Source organism: bacterium, from assembly GCA_019912885.1.
GTDB lineage: Bacteria > Lernaellota > Lernaellaia > JACKCT01 > JACKCT01 > JAIOHV01.
On sequence record JAIOHV010000020.1, the window covers coordinates 1 to 16,548 of the forward strand.

13 protein-coding genes are annotated in these 16,548 nt (G+C 65.4%); 8 read left to right on the top strand and 5 right to left on the bottom strand.

Features of this window, described 5'->3' with window-relative positions:
• The first annotated feature begins 172 nt into the window (after positions 1-172).
• Positions 173-694 carry a hypothetical protein gene (locus tag K8I61_01745; GenBank protein MBZ0270730.1) on the top strand — a complete coding sequence of 174 codons (522 nt, stop codon included), beginning with the start codon at positions 173-175 and terminating at the stop codon, positions 692-694.
• A 248-nt stretch (positions 695-942) separates the two neighbouring features.
• On the opposite strand, the gene K8I61_01750 is transcribed toward K8I61_01745, so the two are convergent.
• Both K8I61_01750 and K8I61_01755 read right to left on the bottom strand, forming a co-directional pair.
• Positions 943-2,322 (bottom strand): sigma-54 dependent transcriptional regulator, encoded by a 1,380-nt coding sequence (locus K8I61_01750; protein MBZ0270731.1) that lies wholly within the window; start codon positions 2,320-2,322, stop codon positions 943-945.
• A gap of 32 nt (positions 2,323-2,354) precedes the next feature.
• Entirely contained in the window at positions 2,355-2,555 is a 201-nt protein-coding gene (locus tag K8I61_01755) for a hypothetical protein (GenBank protein MBZ0270732.1), read from the bottom strand.
• A 47-nt stretch (positions 2,556-2,602) separates the two neighbouring features.
• Here K8I61_01755 and K8I61_01760 point away from each other — a divergent pair, with 47 nt between their 5' ends.
• Complete coding sequence (locus K8I61_01760; GenBank protein ID MBZ0270733.1) at positions 2,603-3,604, top strand: hypothetical protein; 1,002 nt, start codon at positions 2,603-2,605, stop codon at positions 3,602-3,604.
• Positions 3,605-3,712: 108 nt separating this feature from the next.
• Here K8I61_01760 and K8I61_01765 read toward each other — a convergent pair whose 3' ends face one another.
• The 3 genes from K8I61_01765 to K8I61_01775 form a co-directional block, all read right to left on the bottom strand.
• Positions 3,713-5,284 carry a hypothetical protein gene (locus K8I61_01765; protein MBZ0270734.1) on the bottom strand — a complete coding sequence of 524 codons (1,572 nt, stop codon included), beginning with the start codon at positions 5,282-5,284 and terminating at the stop codon, positions 3,713-3,715.
• 343 nt (positions 5,285-5,627) lie between these two features.
• Positions 5,628-7,961 (bottom strand): HAMP domain-containing protein, encoded by a 2,334-nt coding sequence (locus tag K8I61_01770; GenBank protein MBZ0270735.1) that lies wholly within the window; start codon positions 7,959-7,961, stop codon positions 5,628-5,630.
• The gene (locus K8I61_01775) at positions 7,958-8,683 is read right to left on the bottom strand and encodes a DUF4390 domain-containing protein (protein MBZ0270736.1); all 726 of its coding nucleotides are present in this window, start codon (positions 8,681-8,683) and stop codon (positions 7,958-7,960) included. Before K8I61_01775 ends, K8I61_01770 begins: the two co-directional genes overlap by 4 nt.
• Before the next feature lie 295 nt (positions 8,684-8,978).
• Between K8I61_01775 and uvrC the strand changes: the two genes are divergently transcribed.
• The 6 genes from uvrC to K8I61_01805 all read left to right on the top strand — a co-directional run.
• Positions 8,979-10,817 (top strand): excinuclease ABC subunit UvrC, encoded by a 1,839-nt coding sequence (gene uvrC / locus K8I61_01780; protein ID MBZ0270737.1) that lies wholly within the window; start codon positions 8,979-8,981, stop codon positions 10,815-10,817.
• Positions 10,810-13,290 (top strand): DNA internalization-related competence protein ComEC/Rec2, encoded by a 2,481-nt coding sequence (locus K8I61_01785; GenBank protein MBZ0270738.1) that lies wholly within the window; start codon positions 10,810-10,812, stop codon positions 13,288-13,290. Before uvrC ends, K8I61_01785 begins: the two co-directional genes overlap by 8 nt.
• A 318-nt stretch (positions 13,291-13,608) precedes the next feature.
• On the top strand, positions 13,609-14,052 hold the full coding sequence (locus K8I61_01790) for a ribosome maturation factor RimP (GenBank protein ID MBZ0270739.1): 444 nt from the start codon (positions 13,609-13,611) through the stop codon (positions 14,050-14,052).
• Positions 14,053-14,127: 75 nt separating this feature from the next.
• Positions 14,128-15,660 (top strand): transcription termination factor NusA, encoded by a 1,533-nt coding sequence (nusA, locus tag K8I61_01795; GenBank protein MBZ0270740.1) that lies wholly within the window; start codon positions 14,128-14,130, stop codon positions 15,658-15,660.
• Positions 15,650-16,000: a YlxR family protein gene (locus tag K8I61_01800; protein ID MBZ0270741.1), complete on the top strand. Its 351-nt coding sequence runs from the start codon at positions 15,650-15,652 to the stop codon at positions 15,998-16,000. Before nusA ends, K8I61_01800 begins: the two co-directional genes overlap by 11 nt.
• The coding region (locus K8I61_01805) for a hypothetical protein (GenBank protein MBZ0270742.1) at positions 15,978-16,548 on the top strand (571 nt) is incomplete at its 3' end. The genes K8I61_01800 and K8I61_01805, both read left to right, overlap by 23 nt.

Genomic DNA, 16,548 nt, shown 5'->3' on the forward strand with positions numbered 1-16,548 from the left:
CGCCGGCAAACCATGGAAACCCTTCGCTGCGCTCAGGGTGACAACGCTCGCGCCCGTGTCATTCGTCGCGCGCCTGTCATTCTGAGCGAAGCGAAGAATCTCGCCGGCAAACCATGGAAACCCTTCGCTGCGCTCATGGTGACAAGACGGCCGGCGGTGATAGGATTCTCGCATGGTTATCGTGCAGGCGCTTTTTGTCGCGGGGCTTGTCTATTTCGGCGTGACGCTGATGCTCGTCGCCATGCGCGTCTTTTCGCGCCGGGGTATCGACGCGCTGGCCGTCGATCCGTCCCGACGCGACGACGACCGCGATATCGATGTCAGCCTCGAGACGCGCTACCGCGAACTTATCGAGCTTGGCATGATCCAGCTCGAGCCCGACGAGCGCGTGGTGACCGGATGCGGCCACAAGGGCGATAACGAGGAAGTCATGCTGGTGACGAACCGCCGCGTGTTCGTCATGTCGCGCCCCGCGGACGGCATGTTCTACCGCAAGCAGGTCATGAAACTTCAGCAGATGCGGCCGTTGCCGTCATCCGCGGGCGTCAAAGGTAACAAGATCGTCCTATCCGACGGAACGACGACGGCCGTCATGGATTCGCCCGGCGACGAGGGAACGCTCGACGACACGCGCGCCGTGGTGCGCGAGCTGAACAATCTCATCCGGTACACGCAGTCGATGCTCGATGCGTGAGGGTGGGGGACGGTTGCCTGCGCGGACGGGCGGGAAGGCATCCGCAGATTTCGCAGATGACGCAGATTTAAGTGTATGGCGTTGCCGGTTGCGCTTCGTGCGACGCCGGCTAAAGGCGAGAACGAGGCGGCCGCGTGCGTACGCGCGCGGCTGTGTTCGTCGCATCGCGCCGCTTTCATCTGCGAAATCGGCGTAATCTGCGGATAGACACCCCGCGATCCGCACTCCGCGGCGCGCACACTCGATCCTCAATCCTCGGTCCTCGACGGATCGATCCCCAGCGCCTTGATGCGGCGGTGCAGGTGCGTTCGTTCGACGCCGATCGCCTCGGCGGTCCTGCTGACGTGGCCGCCGTGCTCGCGCAGTTTTCGCAACAGGTACGCGCGCTCGAAACGCACCTTCGCGTCTTTCCAGCTTGATTCGTCAAGCACGCGCGCTTCCTCGGCTGCGGCCGCGGCGGCTTCGCCCGGTTTGATCGCGGCGCGCGCCGCATCCGCGCCGATCGTCGGGCCGGGCGTCATGATGACAAGGCGCTCCACGATGTTTTTCAGCTCGCGCACGTTTCCCGGCCAGGCGGCGGACGCAAGCGCGCGGACGGCCTCGTCGTCGAAATGCTTGCGCGGAATGCCGGCCGATTGCGAATAGCGCGCGGCGAAAAACTCGACGAGCTTCGGAATGTCCTCCACGCGTTCGCGCAGGGGCGGCACATTGATGGGGATGACGTTCAGGCGAAAGTAGAGGTCTTCTCGGAACGCACCCTGGCGGATTTGATTTTCGAGATCCTTGTTCGTCGCGGCGAGCACGCGCACATCGACGGGAATCGTCTCGGCGCCGCCGACGCGCTCGAAGCGTTGCTCCTGCAGGATACGTAATATCTTTGCCTGCGTGCGCAGGCTCATATCCGCGATCTCGTCGAGGAAGATCGTACCGCCGTCGGCGAGGTCGAATTTGCCGCGCCGCTTGGCGGTCGCGCCCGTGAACGCGCCTTTTTCGTGGCCGAACAGCTCCGACTCGATCAGCTCCTCCGGAATCGCCGCGCAGTTCACCTCGATGAACGGTTTGTCCGCTCGCGTCGATTGCGCGTGGATCTGCCGCGCCACGAGCTCCTTGCCCGCGCCGTTCTCGCCCGTGATGAGTACGCGCCCGTCGGTCGGCGCGGCGCGGTCGATCTGCTCTTTCAGCGCGCGCATCGCGGGGCTCTCGCCGACGATCACGTGGCCGCTTTCGACCTTTTCGCGCAGCGCGCGGTTTTCGGATTGCAGCGTCTGAAGGTCGATCGCGCGGCGCACCGTCAGCAGCACCTGGTCCAGGTGCAGCGGTTTTTCGATGTAATCGTACGCGCCGATCTTGATGGCGCGCACGGCCGTCTCCACGGTGCCGTGGCCGCTGATCATGATGACCGGCAGGTTGGGGTGCGTCTCCTTGATGCGCGAAAGGATTTCAAGGCCGTCCATCCCCGGCATCCAGATGTCCAGGATGACGAGATCGCACCAGCTTTCCTCAAGCCGGCGAAGCGCCGCGCGCCCGCCGTCGGCCAGAAACACGGAAAAACCCTCGTCCTCAAGGATGCCACCGAGCGTCTGGCGGATGTCCGGCTCGTCGTCCACGATGAGAATGCGCGCCTTCATGCGGTGTATTGGGGCGGATTCGACGCCCATCGTCAACGGAGGGAGGAGCGAGGATTGAGCATCGAGGATTGAAAAGCGGCGGTCATGCCGAGGGCGGTATCGACCGCGCACTCCGCTTCGCTCCGTTTGCGGCTCTGTTCGTCGAATGCCGGCATCGAGTTTTTTTCTGGCAATCCTTTTTTTCCAGGCGTACATTGGCTCTCGACTTTCGAATTGATCGTTCTCGCATGCATGCATTGTTCCGAGGGGTATCGGGCGATAGGCCCGTTTGAGGGAGGCCATGATGTCGGCGCGGGGTGCGCGCCTTCCGCTTTTCAAGCGGCTGGCGTTTGTCGCGGTGGTGCTCGTCCTTATCGTTCTCGCATCCGAACTCGTTTTTGCCTTGAAGAATCGCTTCGCGCCGCCGAGGATCGTCGGTGGCGACGAGGCGGACGATTGCGACAGCATCGTCATTTTGTGCGTCGGCGATTCCATGACCTACGGCCTTGGCGCCCGGCCGGGCGAAGCGTATCCGATGCGTCTCAACGGCTTTTTTCACATGGCGCACAAGGATGTGCCGCTGCGGGTTTACAACCTCGGGGCGCCGGGGACGAATACATCCGAAGGCTTGTCGATGGCGCGCAATTTTCTGCGCACCAAAATCGGCATGGCGATCGATTACATCCTCGTGCTCTACGGCGTGAATAATCGCTGGAACCTGCATCGCGCCACGTTCTGGGAATGGGAGGAAGGCGCGCGCGACGAACATCTGGCCGAGTACATCAAGAGCAAGACGCAGCTCAACAAGCTGTTCAAGGTCGCGTTCGAATCCAGGCTTCGCGCGCGCGATACGATCGAGAACAGCGTGGCCGAGTCGAAGTTTTTCAGGCGCACGCTCGACGAAAAAGGCTGGGACGTGTTTTTCGACAGCTTCGAGGACGAGTTGCTCTCGCGCTGGATCGAGCGCGATCTTGGCGAATACGTGGCGCTCGCGAACGGCCACGGCGCCCAGGCGATGTTCCTGACCTATCATTACGAACGCTTCGCGGGGCTCAATCCGGTCATCCGCCGGACGGCCCAATCGACGGGCGCAAGACTCATCGATATCGAAAAGCCGTACCGCTTCTATCAGAAACGCGGGATGTTGGACCGCGACAATTTCCACCTGAACGCCAAGGGTTATCTCAACATGGCGATGCGGGTGATGCTCGGCTTCACGCAGCAGGTGCCCGAGGAAGAGATCGGCGCGCGGCTAAGTCTCAAACGCACGCGCAAGGAGTGCGAGGCGAAAGACGCGGCGTAGAAAAAGGCTGGAAGACCGGAAGGCCGGGAGGCTGGGAGGAGCTTGTCATCCTGAACTACTATAGCGAAAATTCTTGTTGGGAGTCGCAGAAGCTACGGTCGGCGTCGGCTATGCGGCGTGTAGCAGCTGTTTGAGGCTGGCGTTGCGCGTGGCTTGCAGGGCGGTGATGAGCAGTCGTCCGCGGTCGGTCACGTGATAACGCGAGGTTTTCTGGACTTTTCGGATGATGCCGTGAGCGCGCAGCAGTCGTAGCAGGCGACTCATCCTCGCGGACAGCCGTCGCTCATCGGCCTTGGTTTTGGGATTGGCATACATCCGCGCGCGCAGATCCTTGTTGCGGAATCCGGTAAGGACGAACTCGCCCCGGGCGACGGTTTTCAGCAGCGTGATATCGTCACGGTCGGAGAGGCGCAGAGCCCGGAAGCGCCGGCCGTGGTCGTGGAGCGGTCGCGACACGGCGTCGAAAAGTCTGGCGCACGGGGTCGGATCGTCGACGACCGCCAGCGCGTCCAGGTAGCGCTCGTTGGCGCGCTGCGACACCTCGGCGCGGCGGTGCAAGTCGGCGACGCTCTTGCGCATGTTGCGCCATACCAGCTGCTCGCCCTCGGTTTTGGTGAGTCGGTGGCCGCCCTCGTCTTCGCGCCGCGGCCGCAGGACGCAGAAGTCCTTGGGGTTGCCCATGGTCGCCTCGACGCGCAGGAGGCGTCCGGCCTTGTCGTACATCTTGAGCGAGTTGCCGTTGAACCAGTGTTTCACGCGCACACCCTCGGGACGTTCCTTGAAGCTGGTGAGGATTTCGGCCTTCCATTGCTCGCGCACGGTGCGCGACCAGAAGCGCATCACGTCGGGGCTCTTGAAGTGATCGATCGCGTGCCGCACCAGGGCCGGGTAAAGACGCGCCAGCGTGTCGGCGTCCTGGAACAGCAGGTCGGTGGCCCACTCCGTCTGGTACGCCACCCACCAGTAGCTCATGGGAAACCGGGCGAAGATTTCGGCGTGCAGGGGATTGAGCGAGGGCAGGAAGCCGTCCAGGGTGGCCGCCCACGCGGTGCGCCGTTGCTCGTCGAGCAGGCGTTGAGCCAGCGCCGGATCCGAAAGCGCCGTGAAGCCGTTGTCGGCGCGCTCGAAATCCGCGCCGGCCCGTCGCAGTTGCTGCGCCAACCACTCGCGCCCGTTCATGTACACCTGCACGTCGAAGGGCAGCCATGTCTGCAAGCGCGTGTGCATGAAGCCGAAGGTCGGGTGCTGGTAATATTTGTAGATGAACAAGCACTTGCCAGAGCGCAGTCTCAGCCCGCGATCTCGGGGATCTTGCGCGCGGTGATATTCGAAGCGCATGCAAGGCTCCAACGCGGTCAACGCGCAAATGAGACCCGGCTTGTCGATCGGATGCCGCTCCAACGTCTGCCGCGCCAGCTTCTCCTTGCTGGCGCGTGACGACTCCACGTAGATAATCGGGCGCCCCGCCTGTTTGGCTTCAGCCAGCGAGGCCGATTTGACGCGAGCGGTGGTCTTTTGGGCAAAGTCGCCGAAGTCAAGCAGCCGCGTCTCCGTCGCGTCGAGAAATCGGTTGATGCCTCGATAACGCAACGCTCGCAGCGCGCCTCGAAACACGAGCCGATCGAAGCCCGACAAGACGCTAGTGACGAGAGAGCCGTGACGCGCTATGAACTTCTGCATGGCGTTCTCCTTGGGAACGAGGGTTGGCGGCGATACCACCTTCGTACCCTAGGAGACGCCGTTTTGGGAGCTTGGGTTGCGGGCGAAGCCCCGCGCTAGGCAAAGCGAAGGATCTACTTCCGTGGTGGCAAGGGGCGAGACCCTTCGCTTCGCTCAGGGTGACCGGTCGCCCGGGGTGACAGGTCGCTCAGGGTGACAGGTCGCCCGGGGTGACAGGTCGCTCGGGGTGACAGGTCGTGATGGGTGACAGGTCGTGAGGGAAACAAATTGCGCGCGCACTGTGCTCTCTGTGTCCTCCGTGGTGAATTGCGTTCCTGCGATGACCTTCCAGCCTCCCCGCCTTTCAACCTGTCTTCGCATCCCCCACCGCCGGGCGCAGCGGAAACACAAGCCGCGCGATCGTGCCGCGCGGGCGGTTGTCGGCGAGTTCGATGCGCCCGCCGTGGTCGGTCATGATCTGGTGCACGATCGCGAGCCCGAGGCCCGTCCCCATCTTCTTCGTCGAGAAATACGGCTCGAAGATGCGCTGGCGGTAAGCCATCGGCAGACCCGCGCCGGTGTCGATGACATCGACCACGACCTCGTCGCCCCGCGGATCGCGCGCGGTGCGTATCGTGATCGTTCCCGGCCCGGTGATGCTGTCGATCGCGTTGTCGAAAAGGTTGATGAACACGCGCTTGACCTGCGCGCGGTCGAGCAGGATCGGCGGCAGCGTCGCGTCGGGCTCGAATTCGAACCCGATGTTCGAATGCGCCTCAGCGTAGAGCGCCACCGTCTCGGCGACGATGTCGTTGAGCTGGTTCGGCTCGGGCAAGACGTCGGCCATGCGCGCGAAGTCGGAGAACTCCTGCACCATGCGTTTCATCTCGCCCACCTGGCGGATGATCGTCGCGGTCGATTCGAAAAACGCCTGATCCGTTTCGGGTTCGAACCGGTCGCTGTACCTTTTTCGCAGGCGCTGCGCGGCGAGCTGGATCGGCGTGAGGGGGTTCTTGATCTCGTGGGCGATGCGCCGCGCGATCTCGCGCCAGGCCGCGACGCGCTTGGCCTTGATGAGTTCGGTCACGTCGTCGAGCACCATCACGGCGCTGATCGCCGCGCCCGCCGGCGCCTCGGGCAGAACCGTCAGGCGCACAAGGATGGTGCGCGTTTCCCCGGCGATCTTCGCGTCCACCTCGCGCTCCACGAATCCCCGCGCGCCGGTTTCGAGCGAAAGCGTGAACTCCTCGATCTGCGCCGGCGTCGAGAACGCGGCGAACGCCTCGCGGTAGTGTTCGCCGATCACCTCATCGGACAGGCCGAGGATGTCTCGCGCGCGGCGGTTGATCGTGGAGATGCGCCCGTCCGCGGAAAAGCTGATGACGCCGGCGGTGATGTTCGAGAGGACCGTCTCCATGTATTGGCGGCGCTGTTCGAGCTCGAGATTCGAATCGCGCAGCTCGTCGGCCGCCGCGTCGAGCTTGGCGCGCGAGCCGCGAAGATCCTCGATCATGCGGTTGAACGACTGGATGAGCCGGCCCATCTCGTCGGAGGCCGGATACGCGATGCGCACATCCAGATCGCCCGCGGCGACGCGCCCGGTGGCGTCGGCGAGCTTCTGGATCGGCACGGCGATGCCGCGTGCGAGAAAAAAGCCGAACCACGTCGCGGAAAAAAAGATGAACGCGGAGATGAGAGCGAAGATGACGATGTAGCTTGACATCACCGGCTCGCGCACAAGCATCACCTGGCGGTATTCCTCGTACGCGCGCCGGATGCCCTCCATCTTGCCGACCAGTCCCGCGGACACGGCGTAGGTGGTGACGACGAGGCCGCGCACCTCGTTGCCGGTCACGATCGGCGCGGCGGCGCGCACGAACGCGCGGTCGCCGACGCCGTGGATCTCGGTGACGACGCGCCCGCCGCCCGCGGGCTCGAGAAAGTCCTTGGTCGCGCCTCGGTAAACGTCGGCCTCGACCCAACGGCGCGTCGAGAAATACGGCGTGTCCTGACCCGCGATGAACACGTCCACCGCGTGCAGGTTGTATTCGGCCTGCTTGGCCTCGAGAAAATCGCGCAGCGTCTTGTAATCGAACAACAGCGGCGCGCCGGCGTCGGACGGCGGGCCGTGCCGGCGCGCGGCGATCGACTCGGCGAGCCCGCGCGCGTGAAACCGCGCGAAGTCTTCGAACGTGGAATAATACGATTTGGCGACCTCGAGCGACTCGGACAGGCTCGTTTCCACCTTCACGGAAAACCAGGAGTTGATCGACGAGGTCACGAACGTCCACGCCGCGTAAAACATGATGACCGTGGGGACGAGCGCGAAACCGGAGAAGGCGGCGACGAGCTTGGTGCGCAGGGCCGATCCGAGCACGCGCTGGCGGCGGTCGAAGAGCAGCTTCGCGAGGTTGCGAAGGATCAAAAAGAGCAGAACGCAGATCAGGATGACGTTGAGATTGATGAGGCCGAAGAAAAACAGGTTGGTGACCGACGGAAACTCCGACGGCGCCTGCAACAGCCACCGCTGCATGAAAAAGAGCGCGGCAATGATGACGACAAGGAGCGCCATGATCGCCGCTTCGCGGCGCATGCGCTTTCGCGTCTCCAACTCCTCGACGGTCAGGTCGTCCTGTTCGCGTCGCGACGGAATGCTCCCCGCCTCCTTTTTCGGATCGGGTGTCGGATCGGCGTTCACGGCGCGTTCCCGGAATCAGCCGGTGGGCCGGCGGCCGGCGGCGCCGGCATGGTTTCGGCGCGTTCGGGGATGTCGATGCGCGTCCAGGATGTTTCAAAATCCCAAAGCGCGCTGAAGAAAAAGAGATTTTCGAGCCCAAACGGCAGCGGAAGCTGCGCCTTTTCCATTTGCGCCTTCACCGCGACGGAATAGCCCTTTACCGACGGGATCGACGCCAGCACCGCGATCGGCAGATCGGCAAAGCGCGTCATCGCGGATTTCGCCGCGCCGGCGTCCTTGTAGGTTTCCGTAACGCCCTTTTCGCCGAATAGCACCGTGAACGTGCGGCGGATCGCGTCGTAGTGGATCGTGCGGCGTACCTGAAATTCGAACACCTTTTCGTCGAAAAAACCGGGAAGGTCGCGGTGCACCCGAAAAAAGTAGGTGAATGTCGTGGGGATGCCCGCCTGAACGGCTTCGTTGAGATCGGGCGTGAAGGCGCCGTCAACGCGAAAGCTCAGAAGGTACGCGCCGCCGTCGAGCCGCACGCGGCCATCCACGATTTGGGCGCGCGTTTTCGCCGCGCCCGCGGCAACGGGGGACGCAAACACGAGGGCCGCGGTCAAGAACACGAGCGCCAACGCACGTCCCGCCGCCGCCATAGGCGCGAGCGCTATCGTGCGTCCCGCCGCGCCGCGCGCGCGCCGCCCGTTTCGTTGGCGATGATCGATCGTTAAAGGCATGAGCGTTTCGCCCGTTGTACGGGGCGCAATCGGCGGATTATACCAGCGTTTCGCGCCGCTAGAAGGGCCGGGCGGCGCGCGCCGTTCCCCGATCGCGAAACGGGCTGCTAGAATCGCAAACAAGCATCCGGGACCGGAGCCGCGACAACGCGCTTCCCCGGTGTTGGAAGCGCGACCGTAAGGGAGCGGGTATGGGCCGAGCTGGAGCTCGGCGTTCCCAGGACGAACCGCGACCGTAAGGGAGCGGGCTTCGAAGTAACGAACCGCGACCGTAAGGGAGCGGGTACGAATCGACATGAACGATACAACCGTCATCGAACAAAAACTGAAGATCCTCCCCGCCGCGCCGGGCGTTTACACGTGGAAGGACGCGCGCGGGCAGGTGATCTACGTCGGCAAGGCCAAAAGCCTGCGCCACCGCGTGCGCAGCTATTTCCAGCAGCCGGAAGCCAAGGACGTCAAAACGCAGCTTCTTGTGACCAAGTGCGCCGACGTCGACTGGATCGTCACCGAGTCCGAAAAAGCCGCGCTGATCCTCGAAAACACGCTGATCAAGCGCCATCGGCCGCCCTACAACATTCGCCTTCGCGACGACAAGAACTTCCTGTCGATCAAGCTGTCGATGCGCGACAAGTTTCCGCGCCTGTACCTCGTGCGCCGCGTTCAGCGCGACGGATCGCTGTATTACGGGCCGTTCTCGAACGCGTTCGCGGCGCGCGCGACGTTCAACTTCCTGAGCCGCCACTTTCCGCTGCGCGAATGCTCCGACGGCGAATTTTCGCAGCGCACGCGGCCGTGCATCCGCTATCAGATCGGCCGCAGCGCCGGCCCGTGCTGCGGCATGGTGAGCGAGGAGGAATACGCCAAAATCGTGCACCAGGTGCGCCTGTTTTTCGAAGGGCGTGGCGAGGATCTCGTCCGCGACGTCGAAAGGGAGATGGAGCGCGCCGCCGGCGAGGAGCGCTTCGAGCAGGCCGCGCGCCTGCGCGACCTGGCGGACTCCTTGCGGACCTCGCTTGAGAAGCAGCGCGCCGAAACGACCGACATGACGGATCGCGACGTGTGGGCGATCTACCGCGAAGGCGCTTCCGGCGTCGCCGTCGCGATGTTCGTGCGCGCGGGCAAGACGATCGGCCAGCGCGCGTTCCCGTTTTCGAATCAGGAGCACGAGGACGCCGAGGTGCTCGGCGAGGTCATGCAGGCGTATTACGCGGACGATGGATTCGTGCCGGGCGAAATCCTTGCCGAGGTCAACCCGCAAATGTCCGGCGCCGTCGAGGAGTGGCTGACGGATCTGCGCGGCGCCCGCGTGCGTCTGGGCGTTCCGCAACGCGGCGACAAGGCGCGCTACGTGGAAATCGCGCGGGAGAACGCGAAACAGCAATTCGAGCAGCGGCGCTCGCGCCTTGCGGACACGCGCGATATCCTCGAATCGGTCCGGCGCGCGTTGCACCTGACGCGCACGCCCATCGTCGTGGAGTGCTTCGATATCAGCAATTTCCACGGCACGAACGCCGTCGGCAGCCAGGTGACGTTCGTCGAGGGCAAACCCGACACCTCGCGCTATCGGCGATACAAGATTCGCACGAAAGACACGCCGGACGATTACGCGATGATGCGCGAGGTGCTCGGCCGCCGCGTCGCCCGCGCGCGCGAAAACGACGAATGGCCCGACCTGCTGCTCGTCGACGGCGGACGCGGGCAACTCGCCGTCGCCGAAGCCGTGCTCGCCGAGATCGACGCGCGCGACCTGCCCATCGCGGCGGTGACCAAGATCCGCGACCGCGCCGAGGGCGATCGAGGCGCGGAGGATATGGTTTACCTGCCCGGCCGCAAGAACCCGGTGACGTTCCCGCGCGGATCGACGGCGCTGTTTTTCATCCAGCGCGTGCGCGACGAAGCGCATCGCTTCGCCGTGGCGTATCACCGCAAGCTGCGCGGCAAGTCGCAGGTGACCGGCGCGCTCGACGCGATCGACGGCGTCGGCGCCGCGCGCCGCCGTGCGCTCATCCGCCATTTCGGATCCCTCAAACGCATTCGCGAGGCGAGCGCCGACGAGATCGCCGCGGTCCCCGGCATCAACGCGGATCTCGCCCGCCGCATTCACGATCGATTGACCGTGCCGGATGCGTAGGCCGCTCGTCGTCCTCGCGCCGGCTCTGGCGGCGGGGATCGCGGCCGGCGCCGCGATCGATATGCGCGGGCTCGTCGCCGTCACGGCCGCCGTTGCCGTCCTCGTCGCGTTTCTCGTGTCGCGCCGGCTGCCGGGAAAGCCGCCGCCGCCCTTCGTGTTCGCCGCGCTCGCATTCGCGCTCTACGGCGCGTTCTGTTCGAGCGATCTCGCGTTCACGCATCCGAAAGCCGGCGATGTGGCGCATTACGCGGGCCCGTCGGCGCGCACCGTCACCGGGCTCATCGTCGAGGGGCCGTCGCCGACGCTCGACGGCCGCTCGTTTCTTATCGATGCGCGGCGCATCGTGCTTGACGCCGGCGCGTACATTCCGGCGCGTGGCCGCGTTCGGCTTTCCGTTTCGGAAGGCGCGGAGGAATTGCGCGTCGGCGACTTGATCTCGTTTCGCGCGCGGCTTCGCACGCCCATGCCGCGCGGCAATCCTGGCGCGTATCGCGTGGATCGCCATCATCGCGCGCGCGGGATCGACGCCGTTGCGTACACGACGCGCGGCGACCGCATCGAGATTCTCGCGCGCGGCGAGGGTTCGATCTTCCGCCGCGCCGTCACGGCCTATCGCGCGCGCATCCACGACGCGATCGCGAACGCCCTGCCGCCGCCGCAGTCGGATATCGTGCAGGCGCTCGTGCTCGGCGAGCGCGGCGACCTGCCCGATTCCGTGCGCGAGACGTACCGCGACGCGGGGGTCGTGCATCTGCTGGCGATCTCCGGCCTGCACGTCGGCATCGTCGCGGGCGCCGCGTTCGCGCTCGCGTTTTTTCTGTTGCGCCTTTCGCCGCGCGTGCTGCTTGCGACGAACGCGATCAAGCTCGCGGCCGCGGCGTCGGCCGTGCCCGTTCTGATCTACGCCGTCATCGGCGGCGGCGACGTGCCCGTGCTGCGCGCGACGATCATGGTGCTTGCCTATCTCGCCGCGCTCCTTGTCGATCGCGGGCGCGATTTCGCTTCGGCCATCGCGCTTGCCGCGCTTGTCATCCTGATCGTCTGGCCGTGGGCGCTTTTCGAGCCGGGCTTTCAGCTTTCCTTCGCCGCGGTCATCGGCATCGCGGCGATCACGCCGCGCGCGACGCAATACCTTCACGACCGCCGCGACGAAATCCGCCGCGCGTTTCCGACGACGCGCGACCGCGCGATCGACGTGTTTGCCCTCGCGTGCGTCGTACCGCTGGCGGCCACGATCGCGACGGCGCCGATCTCGGCCTGGCACTTCCGGGGCGCGGCTGTCTTTGGCCTTGCGGGCAATCTGCTCCTCGTTCCGCTCTACACGTTTGTCGTCGTGCCGCTCGCGTTCGCGGGGGCGCTCCTCGCGCCGCTCTCCCCGGTCGGGCCGATTCTGGCCAAGCCGCTGTGGCTTCTGGCGATGTACGCGATCAACACGGCGCACCTGGTCGTCGTGGCCGTCGCGGCGCTACCCGGCGCGTACCTGCGACTGGGGCGGCCGCATCCCGTCGAGATCGTCGCGTGGTACGGAGCGTCGGCCGCCCTTTTGGCCTGGCGCCGGCGCGCGGCGAAACCCGCGCTCGCGATTTGCGTCGCCGTGCTTCTCGCCGTGCCGGCCGCGGGCGCCATCGCGCGTCATCGCGACGCGAAATTGCGCGTCGATTTCATCGACGTGGGGCAGGGGTCGGCCGCGCTCATCCGCCTGCCGGACGAGCGCGCCATCCTCGTCGACGGTGGCGGTGTCGCGGGCACGTCATTTGATGTCGGGGAGGCGATCGTGCTGCCGTATCTGCTCGATCATCACGTGCGCGCGCTCGACCTTGTCGTCGTGACGCACCCCGATTTCGACCACTACGGCGGCCTGTCGGCGGTGATCGCGGCGCTGCCCGCGCGCGAGGTATGGATCAGCCGCGAAACGGACGACGAGGGCGCCGAGACCTACGGCGCGTTTTTGCGCCTTGTCGATCGGCTTCGCATCCCGCGGCGATTGGCCGGCCGGGACACGCGGCCGCTCGAGATCGCCGGCGCGCGGCTTTCGGCGCTCTGGCCGCCGCCGGAATTGCGCGACGAGGAGACGGTTTCCGACAACAACGCCGCGCTCGTGATGCGGCTCGATTTCGGCGCGGCGTCGTTTCTGTTTCCGGGCGACGTGGACGCCGACATCGAACGCGAGCTGCTCGACACGGGCGCACCGCTGGCCGCGGATGTCATGCTCGTGCCGCATCATGGATCGCGCAGCAGCTCGTCGGCGGGATTCCTGGCGGCGGTTCATCCCGACACCGCCGTCGTTCCGGCGGGGCGCGACAACCGGTGCCATCATCCCGCGCCGGCGGTGCGGGCGCGCCTTGAGAAGGCGGCGCGCGCGTTGTACGTCATCGGCGACGATGGCCGCGTCACCTGCGAGACGGACGGCGCGAGCGTCACCTGCGCGCCGTTTTTCGACAAAGCCGAGCCGGCGCCGTCAAACCGCGATTAGTCGCGACCGCCGGGGTCCTTCGCTTCGCTCCCGCATGATGCGCGGCGGCCGGATACGGGAGCGCCGCGCCGCCTGACGCGCCCGGAATTCGCGTCGAGGGTGAATCGAAATCGCCAGGTTTCAGCGCACAAAGCATCGCAAACAACGTGCCCGCCGCGGGGCCTTGGCGGCGGGCGGCGTTGATTTTGGCGGGGTCGCGTGCTAAAACATCGCCACAATTGGTTCGCCTATGAAGCGGGCAGCCCTTTGGGGTCCCGCTTTTTCATTGGTGAACGGGGCCGGAACGATGTCCGGCCGGGGTACTTCCCGATGGAACCGATGGAACGGATTCGCGAGATCGCGGGCCAGGTCTGCGACGATCTCGGGGTCGAGTTGTTTGACTTGGAAATCGCGGGCCTGGGCCGGCGCCCGATCCTGCGCGTGACGATCGACTGCCCCACGGGGATCACGGTCGAGGATTGCGCGAAGGTGAGCCGGGAGATGTCGGCGCTTCTGGATGTGTACGACCCCATCGACAAGGCGTACCAGCTTGAGGTCTCGAGCCCGGGCGTCGACCGGCCGATCCGGCACGCGGATGACGCGCGCCGCATGGTCGGCAAGACCGTGAAAGTGCGAGTGAAAAGGCCGCGCGACGGCCGCCGCGTGTTCAAGGGCACGCTCGCGGGTGTGGCCGGCAACGAGATGGTGGTGCAAGTGGACGGCAAGGACGTGCCGATCGACTTTAACGAGGTCGAAAAGGCGAATCTGGTCTTCGAATTTTAGACCCGGAAACCGTTGCCGGAAGGCCCGGTGACCGGTCTTGGAAACGTCGTGGGCGTTTGATACAAGGAGCGCGCCATGGGTGCGGAACTCAATCAAGTCATCGAAACGGTGGTCAAGGAACGCGGCGTTTCGCGTGATGTGATCGTCGAGGCCCTGGAGGCCGCGATGCTGACCGCCGCGCGGAAGAAGCTCGGCATCGACTATGACATCGAGGCCCAATACAACGCGGACCTCGGCGAGGTCGAACTGTTCCGTTTTCGCACGGTCGTCGAGGATGTCGATGACGACAACCTCGAAATCCTCGTCGAGGACGCCAAGAAGCTCGATCCGGATGTCGAAATCGGCGACTCACTCGGCGAAAAGATCGACTCGCGCGGTTTCGGGCGCATCAGCGCGCAGATGGCCAAGCAGGTCATCATTCAGAAGGTCCGCGACGCCGAAAAAGAGATCGTTTACAACGAATACCGGGACCGCAAACACGAGATCGCCAACGGCATCGTGCGGCGGTTCGAAAAGGGCGCCATGATCGTGGACCTGGGACGCGCCGAAGGCGTGATGTATCCCAAGGACCAGATCCCGCGCGAGAACTACAACGTCGGCGACCGCATCCGGGCGTTCATTCAGGATGTCGTCAAGAGCACGACAAGCCCGCAGATCATCCTTTCGCGCACCAGCTCCGAATTCCTTCGAAAGCTGTTCGAACTCGAGGTGCCGGAGGTGGCCGAGGGAATCGTGACCATCGTCGCCGCCGCCCGCGAGCCAGGCATGCGCGCCAAGATCGCGGTGACGAGCCGCGATTCGAACGTGGACCCGGTCGGCGCGTGCGTCGGCATGAAGGGCAGCCGTGTGCAGTCGGTCGTCGGCGAGCTGCGCGGCGAAAAGATCGACATTGTGACGTGGTCGGAAAACCCCGCGAAATTCGTATGCAACGCGCTCGCGCCCGCGGAGGTGACAAAGGTCATCATCGACGAGGACACGCATTCCATGCAGATCATCGTGCCGGACGACCAGTTGTCGCTGGCGATCGGCAAGAAGGGCCAGAACGTCCGGCTCGCGGTGATGCTCACGGGCTGGAAGCTCGACATTCAGTCCGAGGCGAAGTGGGTGGAGATCTCGGAGATCGCGCGGTCGGTGTTCGCCCGGGTGCCGCAGATTCCGGGCATGGCGGTCGATCTGCTCATCAAGTCCGGCTACATGGACCTCGAGGAAATCGCGGACGCGAAGCCGGAGGATCTGACGCGTTTTCCGGGTATCGACGAGGCGCGCGCCCGGGAGATTATCGAGATTTGCAACAACATCCTCGATACGAACGACTGGCCGCTGCCCGAGGCCGCGCCGGCGGGAACGGCCGGGGGCGAAGTCGAGGGCGGAGAACCCGGCGAAGCGCCGGCCGCCAGGCCTGCGGAAACCGGCGCGGCGCCGCCGCCGGAAATGCTGCTCGACCTGATGAAACTGCCGGGTGTCGGCCCGCGCAGCGCCGAGGCGCTGTATCGGGCGGGATACAAGAGCCGCGACGCCCTCAAGGGGGCGAACATCGCCGTTCTTCTCGCGGTGCCGGGACTCGATGTCGAGGTCGCCCAGCAAATTGCGGAGTCCGTTGGCGCCTGAAACGGCGCTTAGCGCGAAAGGATCGCGAACCGCCCCGGTCCGCATGTGCTGCGGGTGCCGGACGCGGCGCGCGAAATCGGAATTGTTGCGTTTCGCGGTGTCGGCGGTCGGCGAACTTGAACCGAACACCGATGCGGCGACAGGTGGTCGCGGGGCGTATCTTTGTATGAGCGTGCGGTGCCTGACAGCCGCGATGAAGCGCCGGGCTTTCGAACGCACGCTTCGCGCCGGCCGACTCCGCATGGATGCCGGGCGGCTGGAGAGCTTTGTCCGCGAGTGCGAAGCGGCGCGATCGCTGAATTCGGGAGAGAAGGTTCATGGCGAAAATCACCGTCTTTGAGGCGGCCAAAAGACTCGAGATCGAGCCCTCGGAGTTTCAGAAGAAGCTCCGCGAGCTTGGCATCAATGCCGAGGATTTCCAGGCGACGATCGACACGGGCGACCTGCCGCGCGTGCAGGCGCTCATGAACGATGAGGGCGGCGAAGGCGACAAGGCGTTCACCGAGCGCCGCGTGGGCACCACGGTCATTCGCCGGCGCGCGCGCCGGGGCCAGCCGGCGGACGAGCCCGAAGAGGCGATCGAAACGACCGCCGCCGCGGAAGAAGCCGAAGAGTCCGCCGAGGCGAGCGACGTTTCCCGGGAGCAACCCGCGCCGCCGCCTTTGGTCGTGGCCGAAGAGGCTCCGATGACGGAAGAAGCGCCCGCCGCCGCTCCGGCGCCGCCGGCCGCCGAATCCGAGGACGCCGACAAGGTGACCGACAGCACGACCATGATGCGCCGCCAGCCCGCCGAGCGCGGGGGCGGGTCGCGCCCGAAGGTGCTTTCGCTGCGCGGACGCACGCCGGAGCCCGCCAAGGTCGTGGCGCGTCCGGCGCGACCGGTCGCGC

Excerpts from the sequence above, each read along its gene's own strand:
- K8I61_01745 (MBZ0270730.1), top strand. The coding sequence starts at position 173 with ATGGTTATCGTGCAGGCGCTTTTTGTCGCGGGGCTTGTCTATTTCGGC.
- K8I61_01750 (MBZ0270731.1), bottom strand. The coding sequence starts at position 2,322 with ATGAAGGCGCGCATTCTCATCGTGGACGACGAGCCGGACATCCGCCAG.
- K8I61_01755 (MBZ0270732.1), bottom strand. The coding sequence starts at position 2,555 with ATGCATGCGAGAACGATCAATTCGAAAGTCGAGAGCCAATGTACGCCT.
- K8I61_01760 (MBZ0270733.1), top strand. The coding sequence starts at position 2,603 with ATGATGTCGGCGCGGGGTGCGCGCCTTCCGCTTTTCAAGCGGCTGGCG.
- K8I61_01765 (MBZ0270734.1), bottom strand. The coding sequence starts at position 5,284 with ATGCAGAAGTTCATAGCGCGTCACGGCTCTCTCGTCACTAGCGTCTTG.
- K8I61_01775 (MBZ0270736.1), bottom strand. The coding sequence starts at position 8,683 with ATGCCTTTAACGATCGATCATCGCCAACGAAACGGGCGGCGCGCGCGC.
- uvrC (MBZ0270737.1), top strand. The coding sequence starts at position 8,979 with ATGAACGATACAACCGTCATCGAACAAAAACTGAAGATCCTCCCCGCC.
- K8I61_01785 (MBZ0270738.1), top strand. The coding sequence starts at position 10,810 with ATGCGTAGGCCGCTCGTCGTCCTCGCGCCGGCTCTGGCGGCGGGGATC.
- K8I61_01790 (MBZ0270739.1), top strand. The coding sequence starts at position 13,609 with ATGGAACGGATTCGCGAGATCGCGGGCCAGGTCTGCGACGATCTCGGG.
- nusA (MBZ0270740.1), top strand. The coding sequence starts at position 14,128 with ATGGGTGCGGAACTCAATCAAGTCATCGAAACGGTGGTCAAGGAACGC.